General features: G+C 55.5%; 24 protein-coding genes and 1 pseudogene. 2 read left to right on the top strand and 23 right to left on the bottom strand.

Annotation, left to right across the window (positions count from 1 at the left end; all coding sequences use genetic code 11):
* Positions 1 to 24 precede the first annotated feature (24 nt).
* Complete coding sequence (locus AWR26_RS23125; protein ID WP_064568691.1) at positions 25 to 1,959, top strand: methyl-accepting chemotaxis protein; 1,935 nt, start codon at positions 25 to 27, stop codon at positions 1,957 to 1,959.
* Here AWR26_RS23125 and AWR26_RS23130 read toward each other — a convergent pair.
* Positions 1,956 to 3,575 carry an isovaleryl-CoA dehydrogenase gene (locus tag AWR26_RS23130; RefSeq protein ID WP_064568692.1) on the bottom strand — a complete coding sequence of 540 codons (1,620 nt, stop codon included), beginning with the start codon at positions 3,573 to 3,575 and terminating at the stop codon, positions 1,956 to 1,958. The two genes, AWR26_RS23125 and AWR26_RS23130, sit on opposite strands and share 4 nt — an antisense overlap.
* Positions 3,576 to 3,767: 192 nt before the next feature.
* Here AWR26_RS23130 and AWR26_RS23135 point away from each other — a divergent pair, with 192 nt between their 5' ends.
* The gene (locus AWR26_RS23135; RefSeq protein WP_064569093.1) at positions 3,768 to 5,057 is read left to right on the top strand and encodes an MFS transporter; all 1,290 of its coding nucleotides are present in this window, start codon (positions 3,768 to 3,770) and stop codon (positions 5,055 to 5,057) included.
* 34 nt (positions 5,058 to 5,091) lie between these two features.
* On the opposite strand, the gene AWR26_RS23140 is transcribed toward AWR26_RS23135, so the two are convergent.
* The 22 genes and pseudogenes from AWR26_RS23140 to mutL form a co-directional block, all read right to left on the bottom strand.
* Positions 5,092 to 6,255: a glutathionylspermidine synthase family protein gene (locus AWR26_RS23140; protein ID WP_064568693.1), complete on the bottom strand. Its 1,164-nt coding sequence runs from the start codon at positions 6,253 to 6,255 to the stop codon at positions 5,092 to 5,094.
* A 2-nt stretch (positions 6,256 to 6,257) separates the two neighbouring features.
* Entirely contained in the window at positions 6,258 to 6,893 is a 636-nt protein-coding gene (locus AWR26_RS23145) for a DUF1190 domain-containing protein (protein WP_007372757.1), read from the bottom strand.
* A 9-nt stretch (positions 6,894 to 6,902) separates the two neighbouring features.
* The gene (locus AWR26_RS23150) at positions 6,903 to 7,301 is read right to left on the bottom strand and encodes a DUF350 domain-containing protein (RefSeq protein ID WP_064569094.1); all 399 of its coding nucleotides are present in this window, start codon (positions 7,299 to 7,301) and stop codon (positions 6,903 to 6,905) included.
* A 14-nt stretch (positions 7,302 to 7,315) separates the two neighbouring features.
* A pseudogene (locus tag AWR26_RS23155) lies at positions 7,316 to 7,974 on the bottom strand (DUF2491 family protein).
* Entirely contained in the window at positions 7,974 to 8,672 is a 699-nt protein-coding gene (locus AWR26_RS23160; RefSeq protein ID WP_064568694.1) for a PspA/IM30 family protein, read from the bottom strand. Before AWR26_RS23160 ends, AWR26_RS23155 begins: the two are co-directional and overlap by 1 nt.
* Before the next feature lie 20 nt (positions 8,673 to 8,692).
* Complete coding sequence (locus tag AWR26_RS23165) at positions 8,693 to 9,094, bottom strand: YjfI family protein (RefSeq protein ID WP_064568695.1); 402 nt, start codon at positions 9,092 to 9,094, stop codon at positions 8,693 to 8,695.
* A 120-nt stretch (positions 9,095 to 9,214) separates the two neighbouring features.
* Complete coding sequence (gene rlmB / locus AWR26_RS23170; RefSeq protein WP_035886963.1) at positions 9,215 to 9,949, bottom strand: 23S rRNA (guanosine(2251)-2'-O)-methyltransferase RlmB; 735 nt, start codon at positions 9,947 to 9,949, stop codon at positions 9,215 to 9,217.
* A 99-nt stretch (positions 9,950 to 10,048) separates the two neighbouring features.
* On the bottom strand, positions 10,049 to 10,828 hold the full coding sequence (locus AWR26_RS23175) for an ABC transporter ATP-binding protein (RefSeq protein ID WP_007372751.1): 780 nt from the start codon (positions 10,826 to 10,828) through the stop codon (positions 10,049 to 10,051).
* Positions 10,828 to 11,598, bottom strand: a complete 771-nt coding sequence (locus tag AWR26_RS23180) for an ABC transporter permease (protein WP_064568696.1) — start codon at positions 11,596 to 11,598, stop codon at positions 10,828 to 10,830. The genes AWR26_RS23175 and AWR26_RS23180 overlap by 1 nt, the downstream gene beginning before the upstream one ends.
* The gene (locus AWR26_RS23185; protein ID WP_064568697.1) at positions 11,595 to 12,599 is read right to left on the bottom strand and encodes a taurine ABC transporter substrate-binding protein; all 1,005 of its coding nucleotides are present in this window, start codon (positions 12,597 to 12,599) and stop codon (positions 11,595 to 11,597) included. The genes AWR26_RS23180 and AWR26_RS23185 overlap by 4 nt, the downstream gene beginning before the upstream one ends.
* A 56-nt stretch (positions 12,600 to 12,655) precedes the next feature.
* Positions 12,656 to 13,408 (bottom strand): cysteate racemase, encoded by a 753-nt coding sequence (cuyB, locus tag AWR26_RS23190; protein WP_064568698.1) that lies wholly within the window; start codon positions 13,406 to 13,408, stop codon positions 12,656 to 12,658.
* Entirely contained in the window at positions 13,401 to 14,417 is a 1,017-nt protein-coding gene (cuyA, locus tag AWR26_RS23195) for a D-cysteate sulfo-lyase (RefSeq protein ID WP_064568699.1), read from the bottom strand. The genes cuyB and cuyA overlap by 8 nt, the downstream gene beginning before the upstream one ends.
* 185 nt (positions 14,418 to 14,602) lie before the next feature.
* Positions 14,603 to 17,047 carry a ribonuclease R gene (gene rnr, locus AWR26_RS23200; RefSeq protein ID WP_064568700.1) on the bottom strand — a complete coding sequence of 815 codons (2,445 nt, stop codon included), beginning with the start codon at positions 17,045 to 17,047 and terminating at the stop codon, positions 14,603 to 14,605.
* A gap of 38 nt (positions 17,048 to 17,085) precedes the next feature.
* Positions 17,086 to 17,511: a nitric oxide-sensing transcriptional repressor NsrR gene (gene nsrR, locus AWR26_RS23205; protein WP_043955458.1), complete on the bottom strand. Its 426-nt coding sequence runs from the start codon at positions 17,509 to 17,511 to the stop codon at positions 17,086 to 17,088.
* 151 nt (positions 17,512 to 17,662) lie between these two features.
* The gene (gene purA, locus AWR26_RS23210) at positions 17,663 to 18,961 is read right to left on the bottom strand and encodes an adenylosuccinate synthase (protein ID WP_043955460.1); all 1,299 of its coding nucleotides are present in this window, start codon (positions 18,959 to 18,961) and stop codon (positions 17,663 to 17,665) included.
* Between the two features lie 102 nt (positions 18,962 to 19,063).
* Positions 19,064 to 19,261, bottom strand: coding sequence for a DUF2065 domain-containing protein (locus tag AWR26_RS23215; protein ID WP_035886960.1), 198 nt, complete (start codon positions 19,259 to 19,261; stop codon positions 19,064 to 19,066).
* A 73-nt stretch (positions 19,262 to 19,334) separates the two neighbouring features.
* Positions 19,335 to 20,339 carry a protease modulator HflC gene (gene hflC, locus AWR26_RS23220; RefSeq protein ID WP_007372742.1) on the bottom strand — a complete coding sequence of 335 codons (1,005 nt, stop codon included), beginning with the start codon at positions 20,337 to 20,339 and terminating at the stop codon, positions 19,335 to 19,337.
* A 2-nt stretch (positions 20,340 to 20,341) separates the two neighbouring features.
* Entirely contained in the window at positions 20,342 to 21,598 is a 1,257-nt protein-coding gene (gene hflK, locus AWR26_RS23225; protein WP_064568701.1) for an FtsH protease activity modulator HflK, read from the bottom strand.
* A gap of 84 nt (positions 21,599 to 21,682) precedes the next feature.
* Positions 21,683 to 22,963: a ribosome rescue GTPase HflX gene (hflX, locus tag AWR26_RS23230; protein WP_064568702.1), complete on the bottom strand. Its 1,281-nt coding sequence runs from the start codon at positions 22,961 to 22,963 to the stop codon at positions 21,683 to 21,685.
* Positions 22,964 to 23,038: 75 nt separating this feature from the next.
* Positions 23,039 to 23,344: an RNA chaperone Hfq gene (gene hfq / locus AWR26_RS23235; RefSeq protein WP_007372739.1), complete on the bottom strand. Its 306-nt coding sequence runs from the start codon at positions 23,342 to 23,344 to the stop codon at positions 23,039 to 23,041.
* 96 nt (positions 23,345 to 23,440) lie between these two features.
* Complete coding sequence (gene miaA / locus AWR26_RS23240; RefSeq protein WP_043955464.1) at positions 23,441 to 24,391, bottom strand: tRNA (adenosine(37)-N6)-dimethylallyltransferase MiaA; 951 nt, start codon at positions 24,389 to 24,391, stop codon at positions 23,441 to 23,443.
* Entirely contained in the window at positions 24,384 to 26,243 is a 1,860-nt protein-coding gene (mutL, locus tag AWR26_RS23245; RefSeq protein ID WP_064568703.1) for a DNA mismatch repair endonuclease MutL, read from the bottom strand. Before mutL ends, miaA begins: the two co-directional genes overlap by 8 nt.
* Positions 26,244 to 26,245 lie beyond the last annotated feature (2 nt).

Genomic DNA, 26,245 nt, shown 5'->3' on the forward strand with positions numbered 1-26,245 from the left:
ACCCACAAAATATATGGACATCCTATGAGCCCCCTTTTTATTCGCACTGGCCTCGGTGCCAAATTGTCGCTCCTGACTGGCATAAGCGTTGCTGCGCTTTTTCTTCTGTTTACTTTTTTGATGAGCAATAAAGCCAGCCAGTTACAGGAAACGCTGGCGATGGAAGATCTGCGTAACCAGACCACCGGCGTGGTGAGCATGGTAGAAATGTTCAACAGCAGTATTAGCGAAGAGGTGGAAAGCTACACGCGTTTGTTCAGCAGTTTTCTGCCGCAACCGCTGGCGGTCGATCCGCAACAGCACCGCGAAATTAACGGCATTGATGTTCCACTGTTCAAAGGTGGCGACATCGAGCTGCACAACAACAACGCCATCGCAGATGATTTTCTGAAGCGTACCGGCGCGATCGCCACGATATTCGTGCGTAGCGGCAGTGACTTCGTCCGCGTAGCTACCTCGCTGCGTAAAGAGGATGGCGAGCGCGCAATTGGCACCCGGCTGGAAAAAACCAGCCCGGCTTTCACCTCAATCATGAAAGGCGAGGTTTACCGCGGCCAGGCGTTGCTGTTCGGTAAACGCTATATCACTCAGTATCAACCGGTGAAGGATGCCAGCGGCAATACCATCGCCATCCTGTTTGTCGGCGTCGATATCTCCCGTTCCTGGGATGTAATGCGCAGCAAAATCCTCGATCACAAGCTGGGCGATAACGGCCACATTTTCGTACTCGATCGTAACGAGGGGGATGATTACGGCAGCTATCTGTTCCATGACACCGAGGAAGGCAAGCGCCCGCACTGGGATGAAAACGATCTGCAAACGTTGCTGAAAAACAGCGAGGGCACGCTGGAACGCGAAAGTGAAGATGGCCGCACGCTGCTGATGTCTTACACCACGCTGCCCGGCTGGAACTGGACCGTGGTTGGTGAAGTGGACAAAGACCTTCTGTTGCAGGATGTCACCTTTATGCGCAACCTGTTCCTGCTGGCAGGCGTAGTCATCTCTCTGCTGTTTGCCGCCATGTTCGTGGTGATTATTCGCCGCTGGCTGACCCGCCCGCTGCGTAGCGTCATCGAACTGGCCCAGCATTATGCCGCCGGGGATCTGCGCGCCACGCTCGCCGTCGATCGCCAGGATGAAGTCGGCCAGTTAATCACTGCCATTAACGGCATCGGCGATGGTCTGCACACCATTGTGTTGCAGGTTCGCGAATCCGCAACGGAAATCAACCTTGGCACCAATGCGCTGGCTTCCGATAGCAGTGAGATCAGCGAGCAGATCAACAAGCAGGCCAGCAGTGTGGAAGAGACCTCCGCCAGCATGGAGCAACTGGCTGCCACCGTACAGCAAAACGCGGCCAACATGGAACAGACGCAAAGCCTGGTGAATGACACCACCGATGTGGTGCAAAAAGGCGGCGAGACCGTCGCCCTTTCCGTCACGACGATGGAAGATATTCGCACCGCCTCACAGCGGATTGCCGATATCACCCATGTGATTGAATCCATTGCTTTCCAGACCAACATCCTGGCGCTGAACGCGGCGGTGGAAGCCGCCCGCGCAGGCGAAAACGGGAAAGGTTTTGCGGTGGTCGCACAGGAAGTTCGCGCGCTGGCGTCACGCTGTGCCAATGCGGTGAAAGAGATCGAAGTGCTGGTTGGCGACACGCAGAAGAAAGTTAGCGAAGGTCATGCTCAGTCGGAAGCGACGCAGGTGGCGATGCAATCGATCATCCACCATATGAACCATATCAACCAGTTGGTCGGCGAAATCAACCACGCTTCGCGCGAGCAGTCGGCGGGGATCAATCAGGTCAATCTGGCGATGACGCACATCGGCGATGCCACCAATATCAACGCCGGGCGGGTGTCGCATAGCGAAGAAACCGCCCAGGCGCTGCGGGAAAAAGGCGCTAACCTGACCCGTCTGGTGAGCCAGTTCCGCCTGAAAGTGGATTAATTTACCCCACCCGTGGCGCGGAGCAGCAGGTCGTCCTGAATCGGGGCGGCCAGCGGCGACGAACCACGGGTATCGAGCATCACCTGGCACCAGGCTTGCGCCATCGGCGGTGACGCGTGACGCAACATTTGCGCTCCGCATCCCAGCAGAAAGAGCTGCTGGGTGATGGCTCTCCCCTGCGTTTCATTCGGTTTATGCAGTTGCGGCTGCAACTGCCGCCAGGCGCGATCGAAATGGCGATCCTGGCCTTTCACCGCGCCAAACTCCTCGGCCAACAGCGCCATCACGCCCGATTGCTTGCTCAATACGCGCAGCACATCCAGGCACATCACATTGCCGGATCCTTCCCAGATGCTATTCACCGGCATTTCACGATACAGGCGCGGCAGCTCATTATCTTCGCAGTAGCCAATCCCGCCGAGCACCTCCATCGACTCAGCGACAAAAGGAATGCCTGCCTTGCAGACAGCAAATTTCGCCGCCGGGGTAAATAACCGCGCCCATAACGCCTCCTGTGCGTCAGCGCGGAGATCCCAGGCGCGCGCCAGACGAAACAGAAACGCGGTTTGCCCTTCCAGTTGCAGCGCCATACGGCTGAGAACGTCGCGCATCAATGGTTGATCGACCAGATTTTTGCCAAAGGCCTGCCGGTGGTGCGCATGGTACAGCGCCACCGAAAAAGCGCGCCGCATCAAACCGTGGCTGCCCAAGGCGCAATCGAAACGCGTCAGGCCGCCCATCTTCAGAATTTGCCGTACACCATCGCCCTCTTCCCCCAGCAACCAGCCGCTGGCATCGCAAAATTCCGCTTCGCTGCTGGCATTTGAACGGTTGCCAAGCTTGTCTTTCAGCCGCTCCAGCCGTACGCCGTTGCGCTGCCCGTCGGGCAAAAAGCGCGGCACAAAGAAGCAGGACAGGCCGCCGCGCGCCTGCGCCAGTACCAGATGCGCGTCGCTCTGCGGTACGGAGAAGAACCATTTATGTCCCACCAGCCGGTACATATCGCCGCTTTTTTCCGCGCGGGTGGTATTGCTCAGCACATCGGAACCGCCCTGTTTTTCCGTCATTCCCATGCCGATCAGCAGGCCGCGTTTCTGGCTGCCGGGCGCCATATGCGGATCGTAACGATCGCTGAGTAACGGTTTAAACCAGTCGTGAAAAGGCTTCGGCAACGCTTGTTGCAACAGCGGCGTGGCGGCAAATGTCATGGTGATGGGGCACAGCGTGCCGGATTCAACCTGCGCATGCAGGACAAAACGCGCGGCGCGAGCGACAAACGCGCCAACGCGCGCGTCTTCTTCCCACGCCATGTTGTGGACCCGATTGGCGCACAATCCCTGCATCAATAAATGCCATGCCGGGTGAAAACGCACGTCGTCGAGCCGCTGGCCTGCGGGATCATAACGTAACAATTCCGGCGGATTGACATTCGCCAGCCGCCCCAGTTCCAGCGATTCCGCCGTGCCCAGCTGCTGCCCGATACTGGCAAGGAACTCGGCGTCCCACGCCGCGCCCTCGCGCATGACGGCATCATACAGCGCGCGGTCGGAAAGAAATAAGTTGCTGTTATTCAGAGGAACAGGTTGGTTGAAAACCGTATGAGTCTGCCAGTGCATGGTGTCTCCCTCCTTCATGGGCACTGCAGATAAGTATGGACAGCGCACCTCAATGCTGCACGGGACAGGTTCACAAGGCCGCGATCTTGCAACGCTCATTCGTGAAACGGCTCACATAATATAAGAATAATATATTTCGCCATCGATGTTCGTGGTGAATAATTTATTCTCACCTTGCAGAAGAGAATAATGATGCCGGCACCTCACGTTGCACCCAATGCGCATAAGCGCGCTTTAATGGCAGGCTCGATTGGTAATTTTATCGAGTGGTATGAATTTGCGGTTTACGGTTTTCTCGCTACCGTCATCGCCAAAAATTTCTTTCAGCTCTCGGGGGAAACGGGGCTGACCAGCTTAATCCTCACCTACGCCTCGTTTGCCATCGCCTTTTTCTTCCGCCCGCTGGGTGCCGTGGTGTTCGGACGTATCGGCGATCGTATCGGTCGTAAACCGACGCTGATTATCGTACTGGTGATGATGACGCTCGCCACTGCCGCGATCGGTCTCGTTCCGGTGTATGCCAGCATCGGCCTCGCCGCACCGCTTATCATCACCGGTTTGCGAATTTTGCAGGGCTTATTTGCCGGTGGAGAGTACGGCGGCGCGGTGTCGCTGATGACGGAGTTCGCGCCGCGCGGCAAACGCGGGCTGTATGGCGCATGGCAATCTTTTACCGTCGCAGTAGGTCTGCTGGCCGGCGCAGGCGTTGTAGCGCTGCTTTCCGCGCTGCTGACGCCAGACGCGCTGCATGACTGGGGTTGGCGCATCCCCTTTTTCCTCGCCTTGCCGATGGGCGTCGTCGCGCTGTGGTTACGGGTCAGCATGGAAGAGACGCCGAGCTTCGTGCAACAGCAAAAACAACCGGTTGCCGAACGGGCGCACTTCACCGATACGCTAAAAGCCATTGTCATCGGGATTGGCCGGGTGATGGTGTGGTCTGCCGCCGGTTATACCTATCTGGTGATCATGCCCGCGTATTTGCAGTCGGCGCTGCATACCGGTTTTAACCAGGCGCTGCTGATTGCGGTGATCTCCAACATTGGCTTTGCGTTAACCATTATTCCGTCCGGCATACTGAGCGATCGCATCGGGCGACGCGCCGTGATGGTGCTTGCCACCGCGTTGCTGTTAATTCTGGCGCTGCCGCTGCTAAAAATTTTGCAGGCGGAATCCAGCACATTAGCGATAAAAGCGCTGGTGGTGCTGGTTGCCGGTGGTCTGGTTGGCATGCTGGCCGGTCCAGGCCCGGCAATGCTGGCGGAGATGTTCCCCACCCGCGTACGTTATACCGGTCTGGGTCTGGCCTATTCGCTATCGAACGCGCTCTTTTCCGGCTGTGCGGGGTTAATTATCACCGGCCTTATCAAAGAGACCGGCAATGTCGATATCCCGGCGTACTATGTGATGGCTACCGCCGTGGTGAGTATGACGGCGCTAATGACACTCAACAAAAATGACCATTTGCGCTCACTGGAAGAGTGAAAAGCCCGGAGGCGTGGCGCTGCCGGGCTTTGGTTTACCCGGCGATATAATGCGGTACAAACCGCGAGGTATCTTTGGTGATCAGCGTACTGTCTTCGCGGATCCCCATGCCAACCGCTTCATCATCCACCAGCCAGCTGCCAATCAGCGTGTAGCTGTCGCCAAAGCGCGGCAGCGACTGAAAGGCCTGATAGATCATCGGCTCTTCGCCGTAGTCGCCCTCTTCATGGTCAATAACGTTATGTGCGCCGTCGAAGATGGTGACATTGCCGCCTTCGCGTGAAAAAAGCGGTTTGCGTACATAGCTGGCTCCCGCCGCAGTTTGTGGTTTTTCACCGTCAAACCACGCGGGCAGAAGATTCGGATGATGAGGGAAATAACGCCACAGCAGCGGCAACAGCCCCTTATTGCTGAGGATGCTTTTCCATAAGGGTTCCAGCCACTGCTCGCGGCGTTTACACAGCAGCGGGCCATTCTCGTCGCGCATCATCCATTCCAGCGGATAGAGCTTAAACGCCTGGCGAATGACGTTATCGTCCAGATCCGTCAACACGCCGCCAAGACCGAGGCCAATATCGTCGATATAAATAAAGCGTGTATCAAGACCGGCCTGGCGGGCGCAATCCTCCAGATAAAGCACGGTGCCGCGATCCTCTTCCGTCTCTTTACAGCAACAAAAGTAGAGCGGATGACGGCTCTGGATCTCGCCGAAGCGGGCGATCAACTTATCCTGAATGGCATTGTACTGATCGGCATCGCGCGCAATAGTACCGTTACGCCGCGCATCCTCCATCCATAACCACTGGAAGTACGCAGACTCATACAGCGAGGTTGGCGTATCGGCGTTATATTCCAGCAGCTTGACCGGTTCCTTACCGCACCAGACAAAATCCATGCGCCCGTAAAGCGAAGGATCGCGGCTGCGCCAGCTCGCGGCAATTGCATCCCAGTAGAGCGGCGGGATCGCCAACTGGCGGAGAATGGCCTCATCCGCCACGGCGCGATCCACCACCTCAAGGCACATTTGATGCAGTTCGGCGGTCGGCTTTTCGATCTGCTCTTCAATTTGCCGCAGCGTAAAACGGTAGGCCCGGCTCTCATCCCAGTAAACTTCGTTATCAATAATATGGAAGTCAAAACCGTGGTCGCGGGCGATCCGCTCAAGCCCCGGACGAACAGCAACATCATGACGCAGCATGCTTATCCTCCCCAGCTTCCGCGTGCGCTGGAAGAGCGCCCAAACCCGCCGCGGGAAAAGGTGGTCGCCTTTTTGGTGGTGTAGCCATAATGGGCGCTTACGCTGCTGTGGCTGGTATCGCTACCGGAGCGCCAGCTATAGTCGCCCTGATGATTACGCCAGACCGGGCGGGAAGAGTAAGTAGAACCGCCGCTGCTGTAGCTGTATTGCTCATCGCGGTCTTTACGCACCGCTTTGCTCAACAGAAAACCGCTAAGCACCGGCATCCAGCGCTGGCCAATATTGTCGTAATAGCAGTTGTCGTATTGCTGCACGCACCAGGGCTGCGACATATTACGCGGGATCTCTTGCTCGAAACTCGCACGCGCGTTATTCCACGCATCGCTGCATACCTGCGCACTGTTGCCGTCATCAACGCAATCCTGCTGCGAGGTGTAATACACGCCGTCGCCATCGTTGTCATCTTTGTGGTCATTGCAGCCTTTTAAAACAAAAAAGGCGGCGCCGCCCATAATTGCCAGCGTCAGGTATTGCCCGCTTTTACGCTCTTTTGGCGCACTAAAAATCGGGCGCTGGATGCGGCTCTGCGCGGGCGACAGGATGTCATTCTTCTGCCGGTAGTTTCTCTTTCTGGCCATGATGTTCCATTACCATGTCATGCAGGCGGCGTTAAAAATTCCGCCTGCCAGCGCAGCCGCGCCCATAAATAACCCGGCGGCTGTATTGCTGTGAATAATCTTGTCGCTCAGTTTTGGCATATAAAGGCGCACACCACCGTAGACAAGTAATTGCACCACCAGCGCAATAATGCCCCAGATTAAATAATCCGGAATACTCACTGAATTAATGGCTGCGCTGGAGAGCGGAATAATATAGCCCAACAGTGAACCGCTGAACGCTAACGATGCCGCGACATTATTCTCTTTAATTAATCGCCACTCATCGTGTGGCGTAATCCGTGTATAAATAAAAAGAAAGCAGAGCACCATCGCAATGCCAATAAAAAAATAGGCACAAAATGCCAGCAGCGAGCCCAGAATATGCAAGTCCAAATTCATAATTAACCTATGACCTTTAATGATGTCAGGGGAATATCCACCCCAGCGCACGCGAGTAGATCCATTCCGGCTGGTTGCGCGCATTGAATGTCTCTTCGCCATTCAATAGCAGGTATTCAAATATATCGCTGGTGACTTCCCGCTGGTAAGCCATCATAAAGTTATGCACTTCCCAGCGTGCGCCAGCCTGATTGGTCACGGTTTCGAGCGTATAAATCGGCTCGATATCGCCGCGCTCTTCGGCGTTAAACACGCGCTGCCACTGGCAATCGCGCCAGCGAAGCGTGGTTTTGCCCATCGCCTTTGCGCTCAGCATTTCGCGCCACGCCTGTTCGCCGGAAACACCCACGCTCTCTTCATACACAAACAGCTTAATATCATCGATATTGTGGCTTGCCAGTCCGCCCGAGGTGCTGATTTGCAGAAACTCATCGCCCGTCGTGTAGTAGCGATGGATCATGCATCCTGCGCCAAGATCGAAGCTGCCGCAGGCGCCAACGGTGTACTCCTCGCCGGGCAGCGTGACGAGCAGTTCCTCTTCGCACAGGCGAAACAGCAGCGTATCAATGGTAAAACCGGCATGCAGATGCAAACCAAGCGGACCTTTCGCCGGGGCTGACGCATCAGCCCGCCCCAACAGGTTTTTCAGCAACGAGAACATTACGCTTTCTGTTGCTGTTGCAGTCGCGCCAGCACATCCTGCGCCGAGGTTTTATCGCTGCCGCCGATCCCCGCCTGCGCCAGTTTTTCGTCGAGATCGCGCCCATCGGCCACTTTCTCAAGCTGTGTTGCCGCATCCAGTCGGGCCTGGCGCTCAGCCTGACGCGCTTGCAGGCGCTTCAGGGATTCCGCTGCCGTGGCGACATTGTTTGACGCGCCAACGGTGGAGGTGGTGACGGCCTGCTCCGCGCGCTGCATCGCGTCGGTCGCTTTGATCACTTCCAGTTGCTGCTCAAACTGTTCGATACGCTGTGCCGTGGCGGTCACCGCTTTTTCTACGGTATCGCGCGAAGTTTCAAGGTTGCTCAGCACCTGCTCTTCCGCGGTAATCGTGTTCTCCAGACGGGCAATCTCGGTCGCCACTTCATTGAGCAATGCGGCATCCACATTTTTTGCCATCGCTTCCAGCGCGCGGGCTTCCAGGCTGGCTTTACGGTCACGCAGATCGGCCAGTTTGTCGTGGCTCAGCTTCACGCGCGCCAGCAGATCGACACGGGATTTCCCCGCCTTATCCAGCTCTGCGCGGGCATCGCGGATATGCTGTTCGAGCATGCGCACGCCCTGCGTTTCTTCGATCGACTCTTCCGCCTGAGCAATAAACGATTTACCCAGCGTAAACAGGCTTTTTAAAATTCCCATATCCTCACTCCCTGACAACGTTATTGGGTAAAATCATCGGTTAATTCGGCAAGATCCAGCGCGTTTTCCGCAAGCGTGGTGATTTCCAGCAGGATATCGTCAAGCGAAGAGTTGAGTGACAGCGCGCCGAACGCGACATAATACTCTTCGCCGCTGACTGCAGAGATGCCAACAGACGATAACGGTAAAAGTTTTTGGTTGCGCAGCAGAAAAGCGTTAAACGCATCCTGGTGCTTAATTTCACTTAAAGGACAAATGTAGGTTTCGATAACGATTTGCCGGGAAGTCAGCAGCACGTTTAATTGCAAATCGCCGTAATCATCCAGTTTAATAATTAACGCATCGGCTTCGTGTTGAATATTTAAATCCAGCGCCGTGGATTGTAATAATGCCGCGCTAAGCGACTCTACTGTCCATGCCATGATATCTATCCCGATTATTTTATTGTAATAAAATTAAGAGAAAACCTGCCGTGAAATCTTACCTGGATTCAGGGCAAAAAAAACCACCCAAATAAGGGTGGTTTTTGATGTGTTGCGGATTTAAAGCGTGCGCTGGCGCACAGCTTCAAACAGGCAGATACCGGTTGCCACCGAGACGTTCAACGATGAAACGCTGCCCGCCATCGGAATGCTGATCAGCTCATCACAGTGTTCGCGGGTCAGGCGGCGCATACCTTCACCTTCCGCGCCCATTACCAGCGCCATCGGTCCGGTCATTTTGCTCTGAAACAGAGTGTGGTCCGCTTCACCGGCGGTGCCAACAATCCAGATATTCTCTTCTTGCAACTGGCGCATAGTACGCGCGAGGTTGGTGACGCGGATCAGCGGAACACTTTCCGCTGCGCCGCAGGCCACTTTTTTCGCGGTCGCATTCAACTGGGCGGATTTGTCTTTCGGCACAATCACCGCGTGAACGCCTGCCGCATCGGCACTGCGCAAGCATGCGCCAAGGTTATGCGGATCGGTAACGCCATCAAGGATCAGCAGGAACGGTTGATCGAGGCTGGCAATCAGATCCGGCAGATCGTTCTCCTGATACTGACGCCCTGGTTTCACCCGTGCAATGATCCCCTGATGCACCGCGCCTTCGCTTTTCTCATCCAGATACTGGCGATTCGCCACCTGGATCACCACGCCCTGCGCTTCCAGAGCATGGATCAGCGGCAGCAGACGTTTGTCTTCGCGGCCTTTCAGAATAAAGACTTCCTGAAAACGCTCCGGGGCGCGCTCCAGCAGTGCCTGCACCGCATGGATGCCGTAAATCATTTCACTCATTGATGGTACTCGTTTGGGGCAGTTTCGCCGTGTTATGTGGGCTGTGATTCTCATCACCTGCGCTCATTATAACCGACACGCGCTGCAGAAAGTACCTCGCTAACTTAAGTGCCGTTTTGCCTCCAGCCGTACGCGATGCAGCACGTGCTGCTTGATCTCACCATAGTGCGGATCGCCAGCGAGGGTTTCGATATCGCGATCGCGGCCAAACGGCAGAGAAATCTCTTCGACGATTTTGCCGGGGCGCGCAGACATGATCAGAATGCGGTCGGCGAGAAACAGCGCTTCATCTACATCGTGCGTCACGAACAGCAGCGTGGTGCGCGTTTCCAGCCAGGCGCTGCGCAGCAGTTCCTGCATCATCAGCCGGGTTTGCGCGTCCAGCGCACCAAACGGTTCATCGAGCAGCAACACATCCGGACCGGGCAACCAGGCGCGCGCCAGCGCGACACGTTGTTTCATGCCGCCGGAAAGCTGCCACGGCGCATGGTGTTCAAAACCTTTCAGCCCCACTCGGGCCAGCCAGTCCAGCGCCTGGGCGTTAATCTCTTCTTTGCGGTATTTGCCGAGCCGTGGGCCGAACGTCACGTTATCCAGCACCGATAACCACGGAAACAGGTTCGGCTGCTGGAAGATCATGCCGCGCGATGGGCCTGGTTGGCTCACCGTTTTTCCGGCCGCCAGAACCTGCCCGCTATCGGGCCGGGTAAACCCGGCAACCAGGTTGAGAATGGTGGATTTACCACAGCCGGAGGGGCCAAGCAGCACAACAAATTCCCCCGGAGCCAGCGCCAGCGAAATATCTTCCAGCACCGTGAACGGTTGCGGTTTTGCCGCAAACGTCAGCGAAACATTTTCCAGCGCGATTTGTGCCGTCATCACTCTTTCCCCGCCCAGGGCACCAACCAGCGTTGTAGCCCTAACAGTAATAAATCCAGTAAGTAACCAATGCCGCCCAGCAGCAGAATGCCAAGCATGACAATGTCCGTACGTAAATAAGAGCTGGCGTTGATCACCATCCAGCCGAGGCCGGAACTGGCGGCGACCATTTCGGCGGCGATCAGCGATGTCCAGCCAATGCCAATGGAAAGACGCACTGTGGTGAACAGCTCTGGCAGCGCATCCGGCAGCACCACGCGCAAAAAAATCTGCCCTTTCGATGCGCCCAGCGTTTGCGCGACGCGAATGCGTGCGCGACCGATGCGTTCCACCGCCGCGCTGGCACCAACGACCACGCTTAAAAAGGTAGCGATAAAGATCAGGAAGAATTTCGACGCTTCGCCAATCCCCAGCCAGACCACCGCCAGCGGGATCAGCGCAATCTTCGGTAGCGGGCGCAGGAACTGCACAAACGGGTTAAGCACAGCGGAAAGTCCATCGGATAAGCCCATCAGCAAACCCAGCGGGATCCCGATGGCAATCGCCACTGCAAAGGCGCTCAGCGCCCGCGCCAGGCTGACGGCGACGTGCTGCCACAGCGGCACCTGGCGGTAACCGTCCGCCAGCAACTCTTCGGCGGTCAGCCCAATGTCGGTCAGCGAAGGTAACAACAGCGGATCCACCCATTGCCGGGTGGCCGCCACTTGCCAAATCACAAAGAAGACCGCCACCGACAGCACGCTGATGACGATATGTTGACGCAGTTTCATTTTGCGGCTGCTGCCTCGCGGATGTAGCGCGAGTCGATGGCGCTATCCCAGTTCGCCGGGATATCGCGTTTGCGGATTTCGCCAATTCCGGCGAGGAAGTTCGAGGTTTTGCTCAGCGCTTTGCCGATGCCGCTCGCGCTGGTTTGCGTGCCGTTACCCAGCCACGCAGCGGTGCCTTGCTCGCTTAGCGTTGGATACTCCAGCCCGCCGAGGGTATTGGCAGCGGTAGTGACCGGTGCGCCGACCTCTTTTGCCACAATCGCGGCGGCGCGTTCAGGATCCTTTTTGAACTCATCGACTTTCTGCTGGTGTACGCGCAGGAAGGCCGTCACCGCTTGCGGATACTGCTCAGCAAAGGCTTTGCGAACCACGTAGTTGTTGTAGATCAGGTAGCCCTCTTTTTGCAGATCTTTGGTGGCAAAGACCTGATGGCCGCCGGAGGATTCCAGCTCCTGGGCAAACGGCGCCCAGACGTAACCGGCATCGATATCGCCGCGTTTCCAGGCCGCCACCATTTCCGCCGGACGCAGCGGCAGCAAAGTAATTTTGCTGCGGTCGAGTTTATTAACGCTGATCGCTGCTTCCAGCGCATATTGCGCCGTCGAATTTGGCGGATAAGCTACGCGTTTCCCTTCGATATCACGCAGCGTTTTAATGCCATCTTTGCCAATTAAACGTTCGTAGCTGGCAATCACGCCGGAAACCCCGATAATTTCCACGGGTAATTTACGCACAATACCGGCCGTGGCCGGGCTGGAGCCGAAATTGGCAATATCGATAGCATTGCTGGCGAAATAACTGAGCGCATCCGCGCCGGAGGCGAATTGCACCCACTGAACTTTCGTATTTAAGGCTTTATCCAGAGAACCATCGGCTTTCGCCAACATTAATACCTGGGAACCGCCGCTATACGCGACGCGCACTTCGGCTGGTGTAGCGGCAACGCTGGTATTTAGCCATAAGCTACCTGCTGCCAGTAATAAGCAGAGACTTTTTTTCATGTTATTTAATCCTGGATGTTATTAGCGCCGAACCACTATATCGACAGGCGGCGCTTTTATTTATTCGAATTATTGCGTTGGATATGCGTGGAATAAGAATGGTGATAATCGAGCCATATTTGCGCGCACTGCTGCGCCAGCGCTTGTGACGGATCGCAGGTCTGCGCGAGAAATGGTGCGGCAATCGCTTCCAGCGCAACCGGTACTTCGGTACAAGCCAGAATCAACTGTTGCGCACCGCGCGCCAGTAACGCCTTTGCCTGCTTTGCCAGCAATTCACCGCCCTCGTGCAGTGCGCCGCGCTTCACGGCATAACAGCCCGGCACAAACCACTGTTGCAGTTCATCGTCATTCGGCAGCAGTACCTCAATTCCCTGTTGCGCCAGGCGCTGCTGATACCAACCCGCATCCAGCGTGCCTTGCGTGGCAATCAACCCAACTCGCTGAGGTTTGTGAGCTAAATTCGCCAGCGACGCCATTGTGGCATCCACAATGTGCAACAGCGGCGCGTTGCTGGCGCGGCTGAGTTCGTCATACCAGTGATGCGCGGTGTTGCAGGGAATAGCGATATGGCTGGCGCCCGCCTGATTAAGCTTTTCAATTCCCTGAAGCAGTTGAGGCAGCGGCGAAGGCCCCAGCCCGGCCAGCGCTTTTTGCCGATCGGCGATTTGCGGCACGTTCCACACCACCGACGGCAGTTGCTGCTGGTCGCTATCGGCAGGCGTCGCCTGTAACAGCTTGTGCTGAAAATCGAGCGTGGCGAGCGGCCCCATGCCGCCCAGCACGCCCAGTAAGAAGGGTTTAGCCATGGCGGGCGTGCGCCTCCAGCACCTGGCGGTAACCGAATAGCCCGGCAGAGCCGCCGGTGTGGATAAACACGACATTCTCGTCATGCGTGAAGTAGCCTTTGCGAATCAGATCAATAAGCCCGGCGGCACCTTTACCGGAATAGACCGGGTCGAGCAAAATGCCTTCATGGCGGGCAAACAGCGTCAGCGCTTCCAGCATGCCTTCTGTCGGCAAACCATAGCCATCACCCACGTAGTCGCTATTGGCGGCTACCGCTTCACGCGGCAGATCGCCCGTCACGCCCAACAGTTCGCGCGTACGTGACGCCAGATTCCAGACATTCTCTTCCTGCTTCGCTTTAGGCGCGCGGACGCTGATGCCCAGCACCGGCACGTGGCTGTTAGTGGCAGTGAAACCGGCCACCAGCCCGGCTTGCGTCCCGGTGCTGCCAGTAGCGTGAACGACATGATCGATGCGTAGCCGTAACTGTGAGGACTGGAATAACAGTTCTTCTGCGCAAGCAACGTAACCCAGCGCGCCGATGGCGTTGGAGCCGCCACCGGGGATGACATACGGGCGATGCCCCTGTTCGCGCAGCTGTTCGGCATACTCTTCCATCGCTTTTTGCATATCCGTGCCGCCCGGCAGATGGGCGACAATTTCACCGCCCAGCAACTCATCCAGCAGTATGTTGCCAGAGCGCTGATAATCTTCACCAAAATCGGTAACGCGTTTTTCCAGAAGCACTTTGCTTGCCAGCCCGAGTTTCGCAGCCCCGGCAATGGTTTGCCGGACGTGGTTCGACTGCGTTGCGCCCTGGGTAATAATGACGTCTGCGTTTTTCGCCAGCGCATCCGCCAGCAAAAATTCCAGCTTGCGGGTTTTATTGCCGCCCGTCGCCAGACCGGTAGCGTCATCGCGTTTGATCCATATTTTGGGACCGCCCAGCAACGCACTTAAATTCTCCAGTGGTTCTAACGGCGTCGGGAAATGACCTAATGACAGGCGGGGGAAACGGGCCAGATGCATAATCGCTCCTTGGAAAACAGAGACAAACCGAAGCGAAATGCCACGGTTTTAATTCGGTAAATACGAGATGGATATTTACTATATAGATCTGTGTTCGCAGGCTAACGATAAATAATAAATATCGATGTGCAGGAAATAACTAAGCCATAAAAAAAGCCCTTCACAGTGGAAGGGCTTCGCAGATATTACTGGTCAACTTTCTTTTTCGCCGCGCGTTTAGCTTTGGTGGCAGCGGCTATTTTTTGCGTTTTTGCCGAGGGGGTTTTGGCTTTTTTCGCTTTGCTTTTACCTTTGCCTGCGGCATCACCGCGGAAGGCACTGTCCGGCTCAAAATTTACCTTTTTCCCCATCTGCCGACGCGGCGGCTTTTTACCGCCAACGTTTTTACCCGCAGCGCCTCTTTTCGTTCTTTCACGCTCGGTTTTACCGACATTGCGCGGCGCGCGTTCACTGGAGATCAGCGAGAAGTCGATCTTACGCTCATCCATATTGACGGCTTCAACCTTCACTTCTACCCGATCGCCGAGGCGATAGGTTTGCCCGCCGGATTCGCCAATCAGGCGCTGACCAATCTGGTCAAAACGGTAGTAGTCGTTGTCCAGCGAGGAGACATGCACCAGGCCATCGATAAACAGATCGTTCAGGCGCACAAAGAAACCGAAGCCGGTGACACTGGCGATAACGCCCGGGAAGATGTTGCCCACCTGATCCTGCATGAAATCGCACTTCAGCCAGTCCGACACTTCGCGGGTGGCTTCATCCGCGCGGCGTTCGGTCATTGAACAGTGCTGGCCCAGTTGCAGCACCTCTTCCATGCTGTAGTGCCAACCGCCGGTTTCCGTGCTGTTGCCCTTCAGCCCCTGCTCTTTCGCCAGCAGGTACTTAATGGCGCGGTGCAATGACAAATCCGGATAACGGCGGATCGGCGAGGTAAAGTGCGCATAGGATTGCAGCGCCAGCCCGAAGTGGCCACGGTTTTCCGGATCGTAAATCGCCTGTTTCATCGAGCGCAGCAGCATGGTTTGCAGCATCTCGTGATCGGGACGATCGGCAATCGACTCCAGCAGCGCAGCATAATCGCGCGGCTCCGGTTTGTTGCCGCCCGGCAGTTCCAGCCCCAGCTCGGCGAGCACGGAACGGAATGCGGTGATTGCGTCGTTGGTTGGTTTATCGTGAATACGGAACAGCGCCGGTTCGCCAGCTTTCTCGACAAAACGCGCTGCCGAGATGTTGGCGAGGATCATGCACTCTTCAATCAGTTTGTGCGCATCGTTACGCTGAGTCTGTTCGATACGTTCAATGCGGCGTTCGGCGTTGAAGATAAACTTCGCTTCTTCACTCTCAAACGAGATGCCGCCGCGTTCAGCACGCGCCTGGTCGAGCACTTTGTAGAGGTTATGCAGCTCTTCGATATGTTTCACCAGCGGCGCATACTGCTCGCGCAGCTCCTGATCGCCCTGCAACATATGCCACACTTTGGTGTAGGTCAGACGCGCATGGGAGCTCATCACCGCTTCGTAGAATTTAAAACCGGTTAAACGGCCTTTCGTCGAGACGGTCATTTCGCAGACCATACACAGGCGATCCACCTGCGGGTTGAGCGAACAGAGACCGTTTGAGAGCACTTCCGGCAGCATAGGCACGACCTGCGACGGGAAATACACCGAAGTGCCACGGTTGCGCGCTTCGTTGTCGAGCGCTGTTCCGTGTCGCACGTAATAGCTCACATCGGCAATCGCCACCCACAAACGCCAGCCACCGCCGCGTTTTTTCTCGCAATAAACGGCATCGTCGAAGTCGCGGGCGTCTTCGCCATCAATGGTAACCAGCGGCAGATCGCGTAGATCCACACGTCCCGCTTTTGCCTCTTCCGGTACTTGCTCTTTCAGCCCGGCAACCTGTTTTTCAACTTCTGGCGGCCACTGGTAAGGAATTTCATGGGTGCGCAGCGCCATATCGACGGCCATGCCGGTACCCATGTTGTCGCCAAGCACTTCAACAATCTTGCCGAGTGCTTTGGTGCGGCGTGTCGGACGCTGGGTTAACTCCACCACCACCACAAAGCCCATGCGCGCGCTCATGGTTTCTTCCGGCGGGATCAGGATGTCAAAGCTCATGCGGCTGTCGTCCGGAACGACAAAGCCAACGCCGGCATCGGTGAAGTAACGGCCAACAATTTGCCCGGTTTTGGGCACCAGAATACGTACGATGCGCGCTTCGCGGCGGCCTTTACGATCGGCTCCCAGCGGCTGTGCCAGCACCTGGTCGCCGTGGATGCAGGTTTTCATCTGCTCGCTGGAGAGGTAAAGATCGTCTTTACGCCCTTCGACGCGCAGGAAGCCATAGCCGTCGCGGTGGCCGATCACCACACCTTTCAGTAGATCCAGCCGTTCCGGCAGGGCATAGCACTGACGGCGGGTGAATACCAGTTGGCCGTCGCGCTCCATGGCGCGCAACCGACGGCGCAACGCTTCATTTTGTTCTTCGCCTTCGATATTCAGTTCAACCGCCAGTTCATCACGGCTGGCTGGTTTTTCGCGTTTGGCTAAGTGATCGAGGATAAATTCGCGGCTGGGAATGGGGTTGGTATATTTTTCAGATTCTCGTTCGAGGAAAGGATCTTGTGACATTGCGGGTCCTCCGTAGTCAGCTCTGGCGGAAATTTGCGTCATTCCACCAGCAATAATTTGTAAAGCGGTTGATTCTCTTCAACCAAATCGGCCAACGTGTAGTTATCCAGCTCCTTGAGAAAACTTTGCACGGCTTTGGCAAGCGCCTTTTTCAGGCGACATGCAGTGGTGATATGGCAAAATTCGCTGCTGCAATTGACCAGCGCAAGCGGCTCCAGCGAACGGACGACATCACCAATGCGGATGTCCTGCGCGGGTTTCCCCAGCCGAATCCCACCGTTTTTCCCTCTTACGGCCGCGACATAGCCTTCACGACTTAACTGGTTGATTATTTTGACCATATGATTACGGGATACGCCATATGTTTCTGTGACTTCAGTAATACTGGTCATTTTTCCATCGGGTAGCGATGCCATATAGATCAGGGCGCGTAAACCGTAATCGGTAAAACTCGTTAACTGCACATCAACCTCAGTAAATAGGAAAAGATGAGATACCCGCAGGTATTGACTCTATTGATGATAAACCAGCCACTCGTCATGCCGCTAATTTATTTGAACAGAAGGGTAAAAAAAGCGAGGAGACGGGACGCGCAAAACGCGCCCCGGAACAACATTACGCGTCGAACGGATCGCGCAGGATCATGGTTTCAGTACGATCCGGGCCAGTTGAGATAATATCAATCGGCACACCAGTAAGTTCTTCAATACGTTTGATGTAATTCAGCGCCGCCTGCGGCAGGCCGCTGCGATCTTTCACACCAAAAGTAGACTCAGACCAGCCAGGCATGGTTTCGTAAATCGGTTCGATACCTTCCCAGTTGTCAGCAGCCAGCGGCGTGGTCGCCACTTCGCGGCCATCCGGCATACGGTAAGCAACGCAGATTTTCACCTCTTTCAGGCCATCCAGCACGTCCAGCTTGGTCAGGCAGAAACCAGAGAGGGAGTTGATCTGCACGGCGCGGCGCACCGCAACCGCGTCCAGCCAGCCGGTACGGCGGCGACGGCCGGTAGTAGCACCGTATTCGTTACCCTGTTTGCACAGGAACTCGCCAATATCGTCGAACAGCTCGGTCGGGAACGGACCGGCGCCCACACGCGTGGAGTATGCTTTGATAATACCCAGCACGTAATCAACGTAACGCGGGCCAAGACCAGAACCGGTAGCGACGCCGCCAGCCGTGGTGTTGGAAGAGGTTACGTACGGATAGGTGCCGTGATCGATATCCAGCAGTGTACCCTGCGCGCCTTCAAACATGACGAAATCACCACGTTGATGCGCCTGACCCAGCAGGTCGGAAACATCCACAACCATCGCAGTCAGGATGTCGGCAATCGCCATCACATCATCCAGCACTTTCTGGTAGTCAACGGCTTCCACTTTGTAGAAGTTCACCAGCTGGAAGTTGTGATATTCCATCACTTCTTTCAGTTTGTCAGCGAAAGTCGCTTTATCGAACAGATCGCCCACGCGCAGACCGCGACGAGCCACTTTATCTTCGTAAGCCGGGCCGATGCCGCGGCCGGTGGTGCCGATAGCTTTCGCGCCGCGCGCTTTTTCACGCGCAACGTCGAGTGCAACGTGATAATCAAGGATTAACGGGCATGCTTCGGAAAGCAGCAGACGTTCACGAACCGGGATACCACGGTCTTCCAGTTCTTTCATCTCTTTCATCAGCGCCGCCGGAGACAGCACAACGCCGTTACCGATAATGCTGGTGACGTTTTCGCGAAGAATGCCTGATGGAATAAGATGGAGGACGGTTTTTTCACCGTTGATTACGAGAGTATGGCCTGCGTTGTGACCGCCCTGGTAGCGCACAACATATTTAGCCCGTTCAGTCAGAAGATCAACAATCTTCCCTTTACCTTCGTCACCCCATTGGGTGCCCAGTACGACGACGTTGTTACCCATTTTTCAAAATCACCGTTTGCTTAAAAATGGATTCTACCACCGCTTTTTTTCAGATTCAGCACTTTTTCCGCGCAAAATTGACCAAAGACGCCCACTTTTCACTCAGCCAATCGTTTTCCTCAACATGTAGTAGATCACCACTCCGGCAACCACAAGCCCACCGCCAAAACGACGTAAAAGATGGTCCGGAAGCAGGCTCAGCGAGGCAATCATACGCCGCCAGGCACGTGGGTAAAGCATCGGACCAAGGCCTTCAAAGACCAAAACCAGCGCCAGGGCGAGCCAGATTGTCGAATTCATGTCTAATCCTTAAAAAACAAAACCACCGCCGGATTTTGGCGGTGGTTTTTACCATGAAAACCGCAGGCGCAAATTAGCGCGTCGCGGAAGTCGGCGTTTTCATATAACGGAAGAAATCGCTGTCCGGGCTGAGCACCATCACGTCCTGGTTGCTATCAAAGCTATTTTCGTATGCGCGCAGACTACGGATAAAGGCATAGAAATCCGGGTCCTGACTAAAGGCATCGGCAAATAGTTTTGCCGCTTCAGCATCACCTTCACCGCGGAGGATACGCCCCTGACGCTCAGATTCTGCCAGCGTTTTCGTCACTTCGTAATCCGCGGCAGCACGCAGTTTTTCCGCTTCTTCCTGGCCCTGCGAACGGTGACGACGGGCTACCGCTTCACGCTCGGCGCGCATACGGTTGTAGATCGCATCCGACACTTCTGCCGGTAGGTTGATCTGCTTGATACGCACGTCGATCACTTCGATACCCAACGCCGCCATACTGTTCGGGTTGATAACCGGGACTTTACCGTTGGTTTCAGCCTGTACGCGCTCTGCGGCTTTAGCAATGGCGTCATCGGCTGCTGGCGTCGCCACTTCGTCTTCCGTCCCCGCAGAACCGGAGTTCAGCGCATCACGCACTTCAAGCGTCAGACGGCCACGAGAATCGGTAACGATGTCTTTCACATCCAGACGACCAATTTCAGAACGCAGACGGTCAGAGAACTTACGTTTCAGCAGCACCTCGGCCTGGGAGACGTCGCCGCCGCCAGTCGCCAGGTAATAACGGCTGAAATCGCTGATGCGCCACTTGATATAAGAGTCAACAATCAGGTCTTTCTTCTCTTTAGTAACAAAGCGATCGGCCTGGTTATCCATGGTCTGAATACGCGCATCAAGCAGTTTAACCGATTCGATAAACGGCAGCTTAAAGTGCAGGCCTGGCTCATAAACCAACGGTTTATTTTCGTCGTCGCGCAATACTTTACCAAAGCGCAGCGAAATTCCGCGCTCGCCTTCCTTCACCACAAAAATAGAGGTGTAGAGCACTACCAGCACGATGATGATGATCGCGATAACTGACTTACGCATCGTTATTCCCCCTGACGCTGGTAGTCGTTACGCTGCGCGTTTACGCGGCGTTGGTCCATGATGTCTCCGGCAGATGGTGCCGGGGCGCTATTCGCACTGCTGCCAGAGTTGGACGCAGGCGGCAGGCGCAGCAGGTTGTTTGCGCCACTGCTATCACTCTTTGCCGCAGGTGCGCTCGCGCCGCCTTTCAGCATCTGATCCAGCGGCAGCACCATCAGGTTGCCACCTTTATCGTTAACCAGCACTTTGCGGGTATGGCTCAGCACTTTTTCCATGGTTTCGATATACAGACGCTCGCGGGTAATTTCAGGCGCGGCTTTATATTCCGGCAGGATCTTCGCGAAACGCGCCACTTCACCCTGCGCTTCCAGGACGGTCTGCGTCTTATAAGCGCGCGCCTCTTCGAGAATACGCTGTGCCTGGCCGTTTGCACGTGGCTGTACTTCGTTGCTGTAGGCTTCCGCTTCACGGATGTACTGCTGCTCGTTTTCACGTGCTGCAATCGCATCGTCAAACGCGGCCTTCACCTCTTCCGGCGGACGCGCAGCCTGGAAGTTGACGTCGAGCAGGGTAATACCCATGTTGTACGGACGAATGGTCTCTTCCAGCTCACGCTGGGTATCGCTACGAATAACGGTACGCCCTTCGGTCAGAATACGATCCATGGAATATTTACCGATCACACCGCGCAGGGCGCTGTCGGTTGCCTGGCGCAGGCTGTCGTCGGCGCTGGTGACGCTGAACAGGTAGCGTTCAGGATCGGTCACGCGGTACTGCACGTTCATTTCAACGCGCACGACGTTTTCATCAGAAGTGAGCATCACGCCGGAAGCCGCCAGTTCACGAACCGATTCGACGTTTACCGCCGTCACACTATCGATAAAGGTCGGCTTCCAGTTCAGACCCGGTTCAACCAGATGGCTGAACTTACCGAAGCGTGTAACGACGCCGCGTTCTGCTTCTTTAATGGTATAGAACCCGGTTGCAGCCCAGATAATCACGGCTGCTGCGGCAACGATGCCGACAATGCGTCCGCCCGCCTGACCGCGAGGGCCAGAGGAACCAGGCGCGCCGCCAGTACTTTTACCGCCGCCCAGGCCACCGAGCTTTTTACTCAGTTTGCGGAAAATATCATCCAGATCAGGTGGCCCCTGATCGCGACCGCCTTTGTTTCCATTTCCCTCAGAGTTGCCGCCTGGTTTGCTGCTTCCCCACGGGTCGCGGTCCTGTCCGTTGTTACCGGGCTGATTCCACGCCATGTATGTGCTCCATATGTATATATCGTGCGGTGTATGCCCGGCCTCGCGGGCACCCCCAAAGGGGAAAAATCTTCAGACTGCCGGTCAAACGATGTATTCTTCGAGTGCCGGTTCTTGTTTACAGAGTCGACGCCAGTCGACAATCGGCATACGCACCTGCATACCTACGCTGCCATCGTCTTCCATCCACTCTTTTTCTATCGCCTGAAGCTGGTAAAACCGACTTCTCAGACGCCCTGCCTGCGGTGGTAAACGCAACGTATGCTGCGCGACTTCACCGGAAAGACGCTCTGTTAAAGCCTGGAATAACAGTGCTACGCCAACACCCGTCTGCGCAGAGAGCCAGACGCGAATTGGTTTATTCTCTTCATCCCGGTCGATACGCGGCTCAAAATCGTCCAGCATATCGATCTTGTTCATCACCAACAGCGTTGGGATCTCGTGTGCTTCAATCTCTTCAAGCACAGTATTCACTGCATCAATGTTCTCTTGCACGCGCACATCGGCGGCGTCAATAACATGCAGCAGCAGCGTCGCCTGACGCGTCTCCTGCAAAGTCGCTTTAAATGCGGCCACCAGATCGTGCGGCAAATGACGAATAAACCCAACCGTATCGGCCAGCACGGTTTCGCCGACATCTGCTACGTCAATACGACGAAGCGTGGGATCCAGCGTCGCAAATAGCTGATCCGCCGCGTAGACTTGCGCTTCGGTAATCTGGTTAAACAACGTGGATTTACCGGCGTTGGTATAGCCCACCAGCGAAACCGTTGGAATATCGGCTTTCGTGCGGGAGCGGCGTCCCTGCTCGCGCTGCTTCTCAACTTTTTCAAGACGCGAGAGGATCTGGGTAATTCGATTACGCAACAAACGACGGTCGGTTTCGAGCTGGGTTTCACCCGGACCGCGCAAACCAATCCCGCCTTTTTGTCGTTCAAGGTGGGTCCAGCCACGCACCAGACGCGTCGCCAGATGGCGCAACTGCGCCAGCTCAACCTGCAATTTCCCCTCGTGCGTGCGCGCACGCTGGGCAAAAATATCTAAAATCAGACCGGTGCGATCGATAACCCGACATTCGCACAGTCTCTCCAGGTTTCGTTCCTGGGCAGGGGTTAGCGCATGATCAAACAGCACGACGGAAGCACCCGCTGCTTTTACGGCATCCGCAATTTCTACTGCTTTACCTTCACCAACAAAGTACTTGGGGTGCGGTGCTTTACGGCTACCGGTAATCACCTGCATTGCTTCGACACCGGCGGAAGAGACCAGAGATTCAAACTCCTGGAGATCTTCCATATCTTTGTCTTGCGAAAAATAGATGTGTACCAGTACCGCCTGCTCACCGGCGTCATAACGGTCAAACAAGCGTAAACCCTCATAAAATACCAGCGGGGAACACAGCTTAACTGGCTCCCCGATCTGGAAAATCAGCCGTCAACCTTATTCGGTTTCTTCGCCGTCTTGCTGTGCAGAGCCCTGCGCGTTGCTACCGTGATGGTAGTTACTGCTGGTACCGCCGCCCGCATTGTTGCTGTGATGAGAAACCGGACGAGATGGAACAACAGTAGAAATCGCGTGCTTATAGACCATCTGGCTGACCGTGTTCTTCAACAGAATCACGAACTGATCGAAAGACTCAATTTGCCCTTGCAGCTTAATACCATTCACCAAATAAATTGAAACTGGAACACGTTCCCGACGCAGTGCGTTCAGGAACGGATCTTGTAAAGATTGCCCCTTAGCCATTCTATCTTTTCCTTATATGCTTGTTTTGTACTTAGAACCCGAAGGTTCTGAAAACTGCGTAAAAATTCGCGCACGATACGACTTAATTGTACACATTCACCCTGCGATAGCACTAACAACCTGTAACACGTCACGGTAAGACTTTTCTGGCTTTTCACTCTCTAACCAGTGAACGCCATCCCAGCCCCGCAACCAGGTTATCTGCCGCTTGGCTAACTGCCTCGTGGCGCAAATACCTCGATAAACCATTTCATCGTATGTGATTTCACCTTCAAGATACGACCACATCTGGCGGTATCCCACACAACGAATGGAAGGCATATCCGTATGCAAATCTCCGCGAGCAAAAAGCGCCCGCACTTCTGCTTCAAAACCTGAAGCTAACATCTGATGAAAACGCTGCTCGATCCGTTGATGGAGCAGTTCACGGCTCGCCGGGGCGATGGCGAACTGATGCACCTGGTAAGGCAGAGCGTCTCCTGACGTTTGCGTCAGATCCGTTAAAGTTTTACCCGAAATGAAAAAAACTTCCAGTGCCCGGGAAAGCCTTTGCGGATCATTTGGATGAATCCGCGCTGCGGCAACGGGGTCAATCTCCCGTAACTGCTGATGCAACGCTTCCCATCCACGCTCTGCCGCCTGTTTTTCTATTTCCGCTCTGACTTTTGCATCGGCTGATGGCAGGGGCGATAACCCTTCCAGCAGCGCTTTAAAGTAGAGCATTGTGCCGCCCACCAGCAGAGGAATGCGCCCTGCTTCGGTGATCTCCTGCATCGCCGCCAGTGCATCGCGGCGAAAATCAGCGGCGGAATAAGCCTGCGCAGGATCGAGAATGTCCAGCAACCGGTGCGGTGCGGCCCGTAACTCTTCCGCGCTCGGCTTGGCGGTGCCGATATTCATCCCTTGATAGATAAGGGCAGAATCAACGCTTATCAACTCAACTGGCAAAACTTTACGTAACTCAATGGCTAACGCAGTCTTGCCGGAGGCCGTCGGCCCCATCAAAAAAATTGCCTTCGGCAGGCTAGCCTTACTCGCTTCACTCATGTTTCAGGGCGTTCATCGCCGTTTGTAGATCTACAGGTTGTAATAAACCATCTGGAGGTGTCTTCACCAGATGCGGACAAAGCCGTTCGACGTCGGCCAGCAGGGTAATCGCCTGCGCCACACTCCATTGCGAATGATCGCTCGCCAGATGGCGAGCCAGCCACTGGGCTATATTCACCGCATCAATGCTTGTCTGCTGCGCCAGGTAGCCTATCAGAGCAGGAATCAAGATTTGTAAATTTTGTTGGCGCAAGGGTAAAGGCACTGCACGAATGGTCACATGCTGGCCATCCAGCAGCAATTCAATCCCCATTCCTGCCAGCACCGGCTGCGCACGCTTCAGCGCCGTGCTCTCCTCAGTGGAGATTTTTAAACGTACCGGGATCAGCAGCGGCTGGCCGCATACTGGCGCATTGTCCGGGGAGAGTTGCGCCAGCCGCAACCAACGTTCCGCCACCGGCAGCGCCAATAGCGCAAGGTTGCCATCACGCTCAAGCAAGGCAAAATGCGGCGCGATCAAAGTCAGCACGCGGCCAAAACTCTGGCAATGCCCTTCCAGTGCAGGAGCAACAGAAGTGACGCTTTCGGTTTTACGTTCAGCTGCAGGCGTTTCCAGCAACTGGCGATAGAGCGCCCCCTGTTGTTTCTGGTACCCCGGCTGCGCATTCGGCCACGGTTGACCCGCAGCACCGCTGCCTCCGCGTGATGCACCGGAAGCAGGTGATGAATAACGGGGCGCTTCGGGTTCCCGGGCAATGGGCGGCACAGCAAATTGGTTACGCCCGGCTGCGACACGGTTCTCCGGCAATGGGCGCGGCGCAGGTTCCTCTTCCAGTTGACGCGGCGTTTCAAGCTGCTGTTGCAGCACGCTCAATACGCCCTGATAGATGAAATCATGCACCAGCCGCGATTGATGGAAGCGTACTTCATGTTTTGCCGGATGCACATTCACATCCACCTGGTGCGGGTCAATTTTCAGATAAAGCACAAAAGCAGGCTGCTGATCGGCACCCAGCTTATCTTCACATGCCTGCCGAATAGCGTGATTAATTAACCGGTCGCGCATCATGCGACCATTTACGTAGCAATACTGAATTTCAGCAAACGCGCTGCTGGTGCTTTTAGGATCGGCCACCCAGCCATGCAGAGATAAATCGCCGTGCTGCCATGCAATCTCCAGCGCCTGTTCCAGAAATGCCGTGCCGCATATCGCGCCAAGCCGACGCTCTTTTGCTGCACCTTCGGCAACTGCCCGGTACTGGCGAACCATTTTCCCGTTGTGATTCAGATTGATAGTGACGTCAAAACGCGCAAGTGCAATGCGACGGATCACTTCATCAATATGACCAAACTCGGTTTTTTCCGTACGCATAAATTTACGCCGCGCCGGCGTGTTATAGAACAGATCCAACACTTCCAGCGTGGTGCCGACAGGATGCGCAGCAGGTTTTACCGTTACATCCATATCGCGGCCTTCCGCGTAGGCTTGCCACGCTTCTTGCTGATCGGCGGTACGGGAAGTGAGCGTTAAACGGGAGACTGAACTGATACTGGCCAGCGCTTCGCCGCGAAAACCGAGGCTGATGATCGCTTCCAGATCATCAAGCGAGGCGATTTTACTGGTGGCATGGCGAGCCAGCGCAAGCGCCAGCTCGTCTTTCTTGATGCCGCAGCCATTATCACGGATGCGAATAAGCTTCGCACCGCCGCGTTCGATATCGATATCGATACGCGTTGCTCCGGCATCAAGGCTGTTTTCCACCAGCTCTTTTACCACCGACGCAGGACGTTCAACCACTTCGCCAGCGGCGATCTGGTTCGCAAGCTGCGGCGGTAGAACCTGTATCGGCATGA

This window comes from Kosakonia oryzae, assembly GCF_001658025.2.
GTDB classification, from domain to species: Bacteria; Pseudomonadota; Gammaproteobacteria; order Enterobacterales; family Enterobacteriaceae; genus Kosakonia; species Kosakonia oryzae.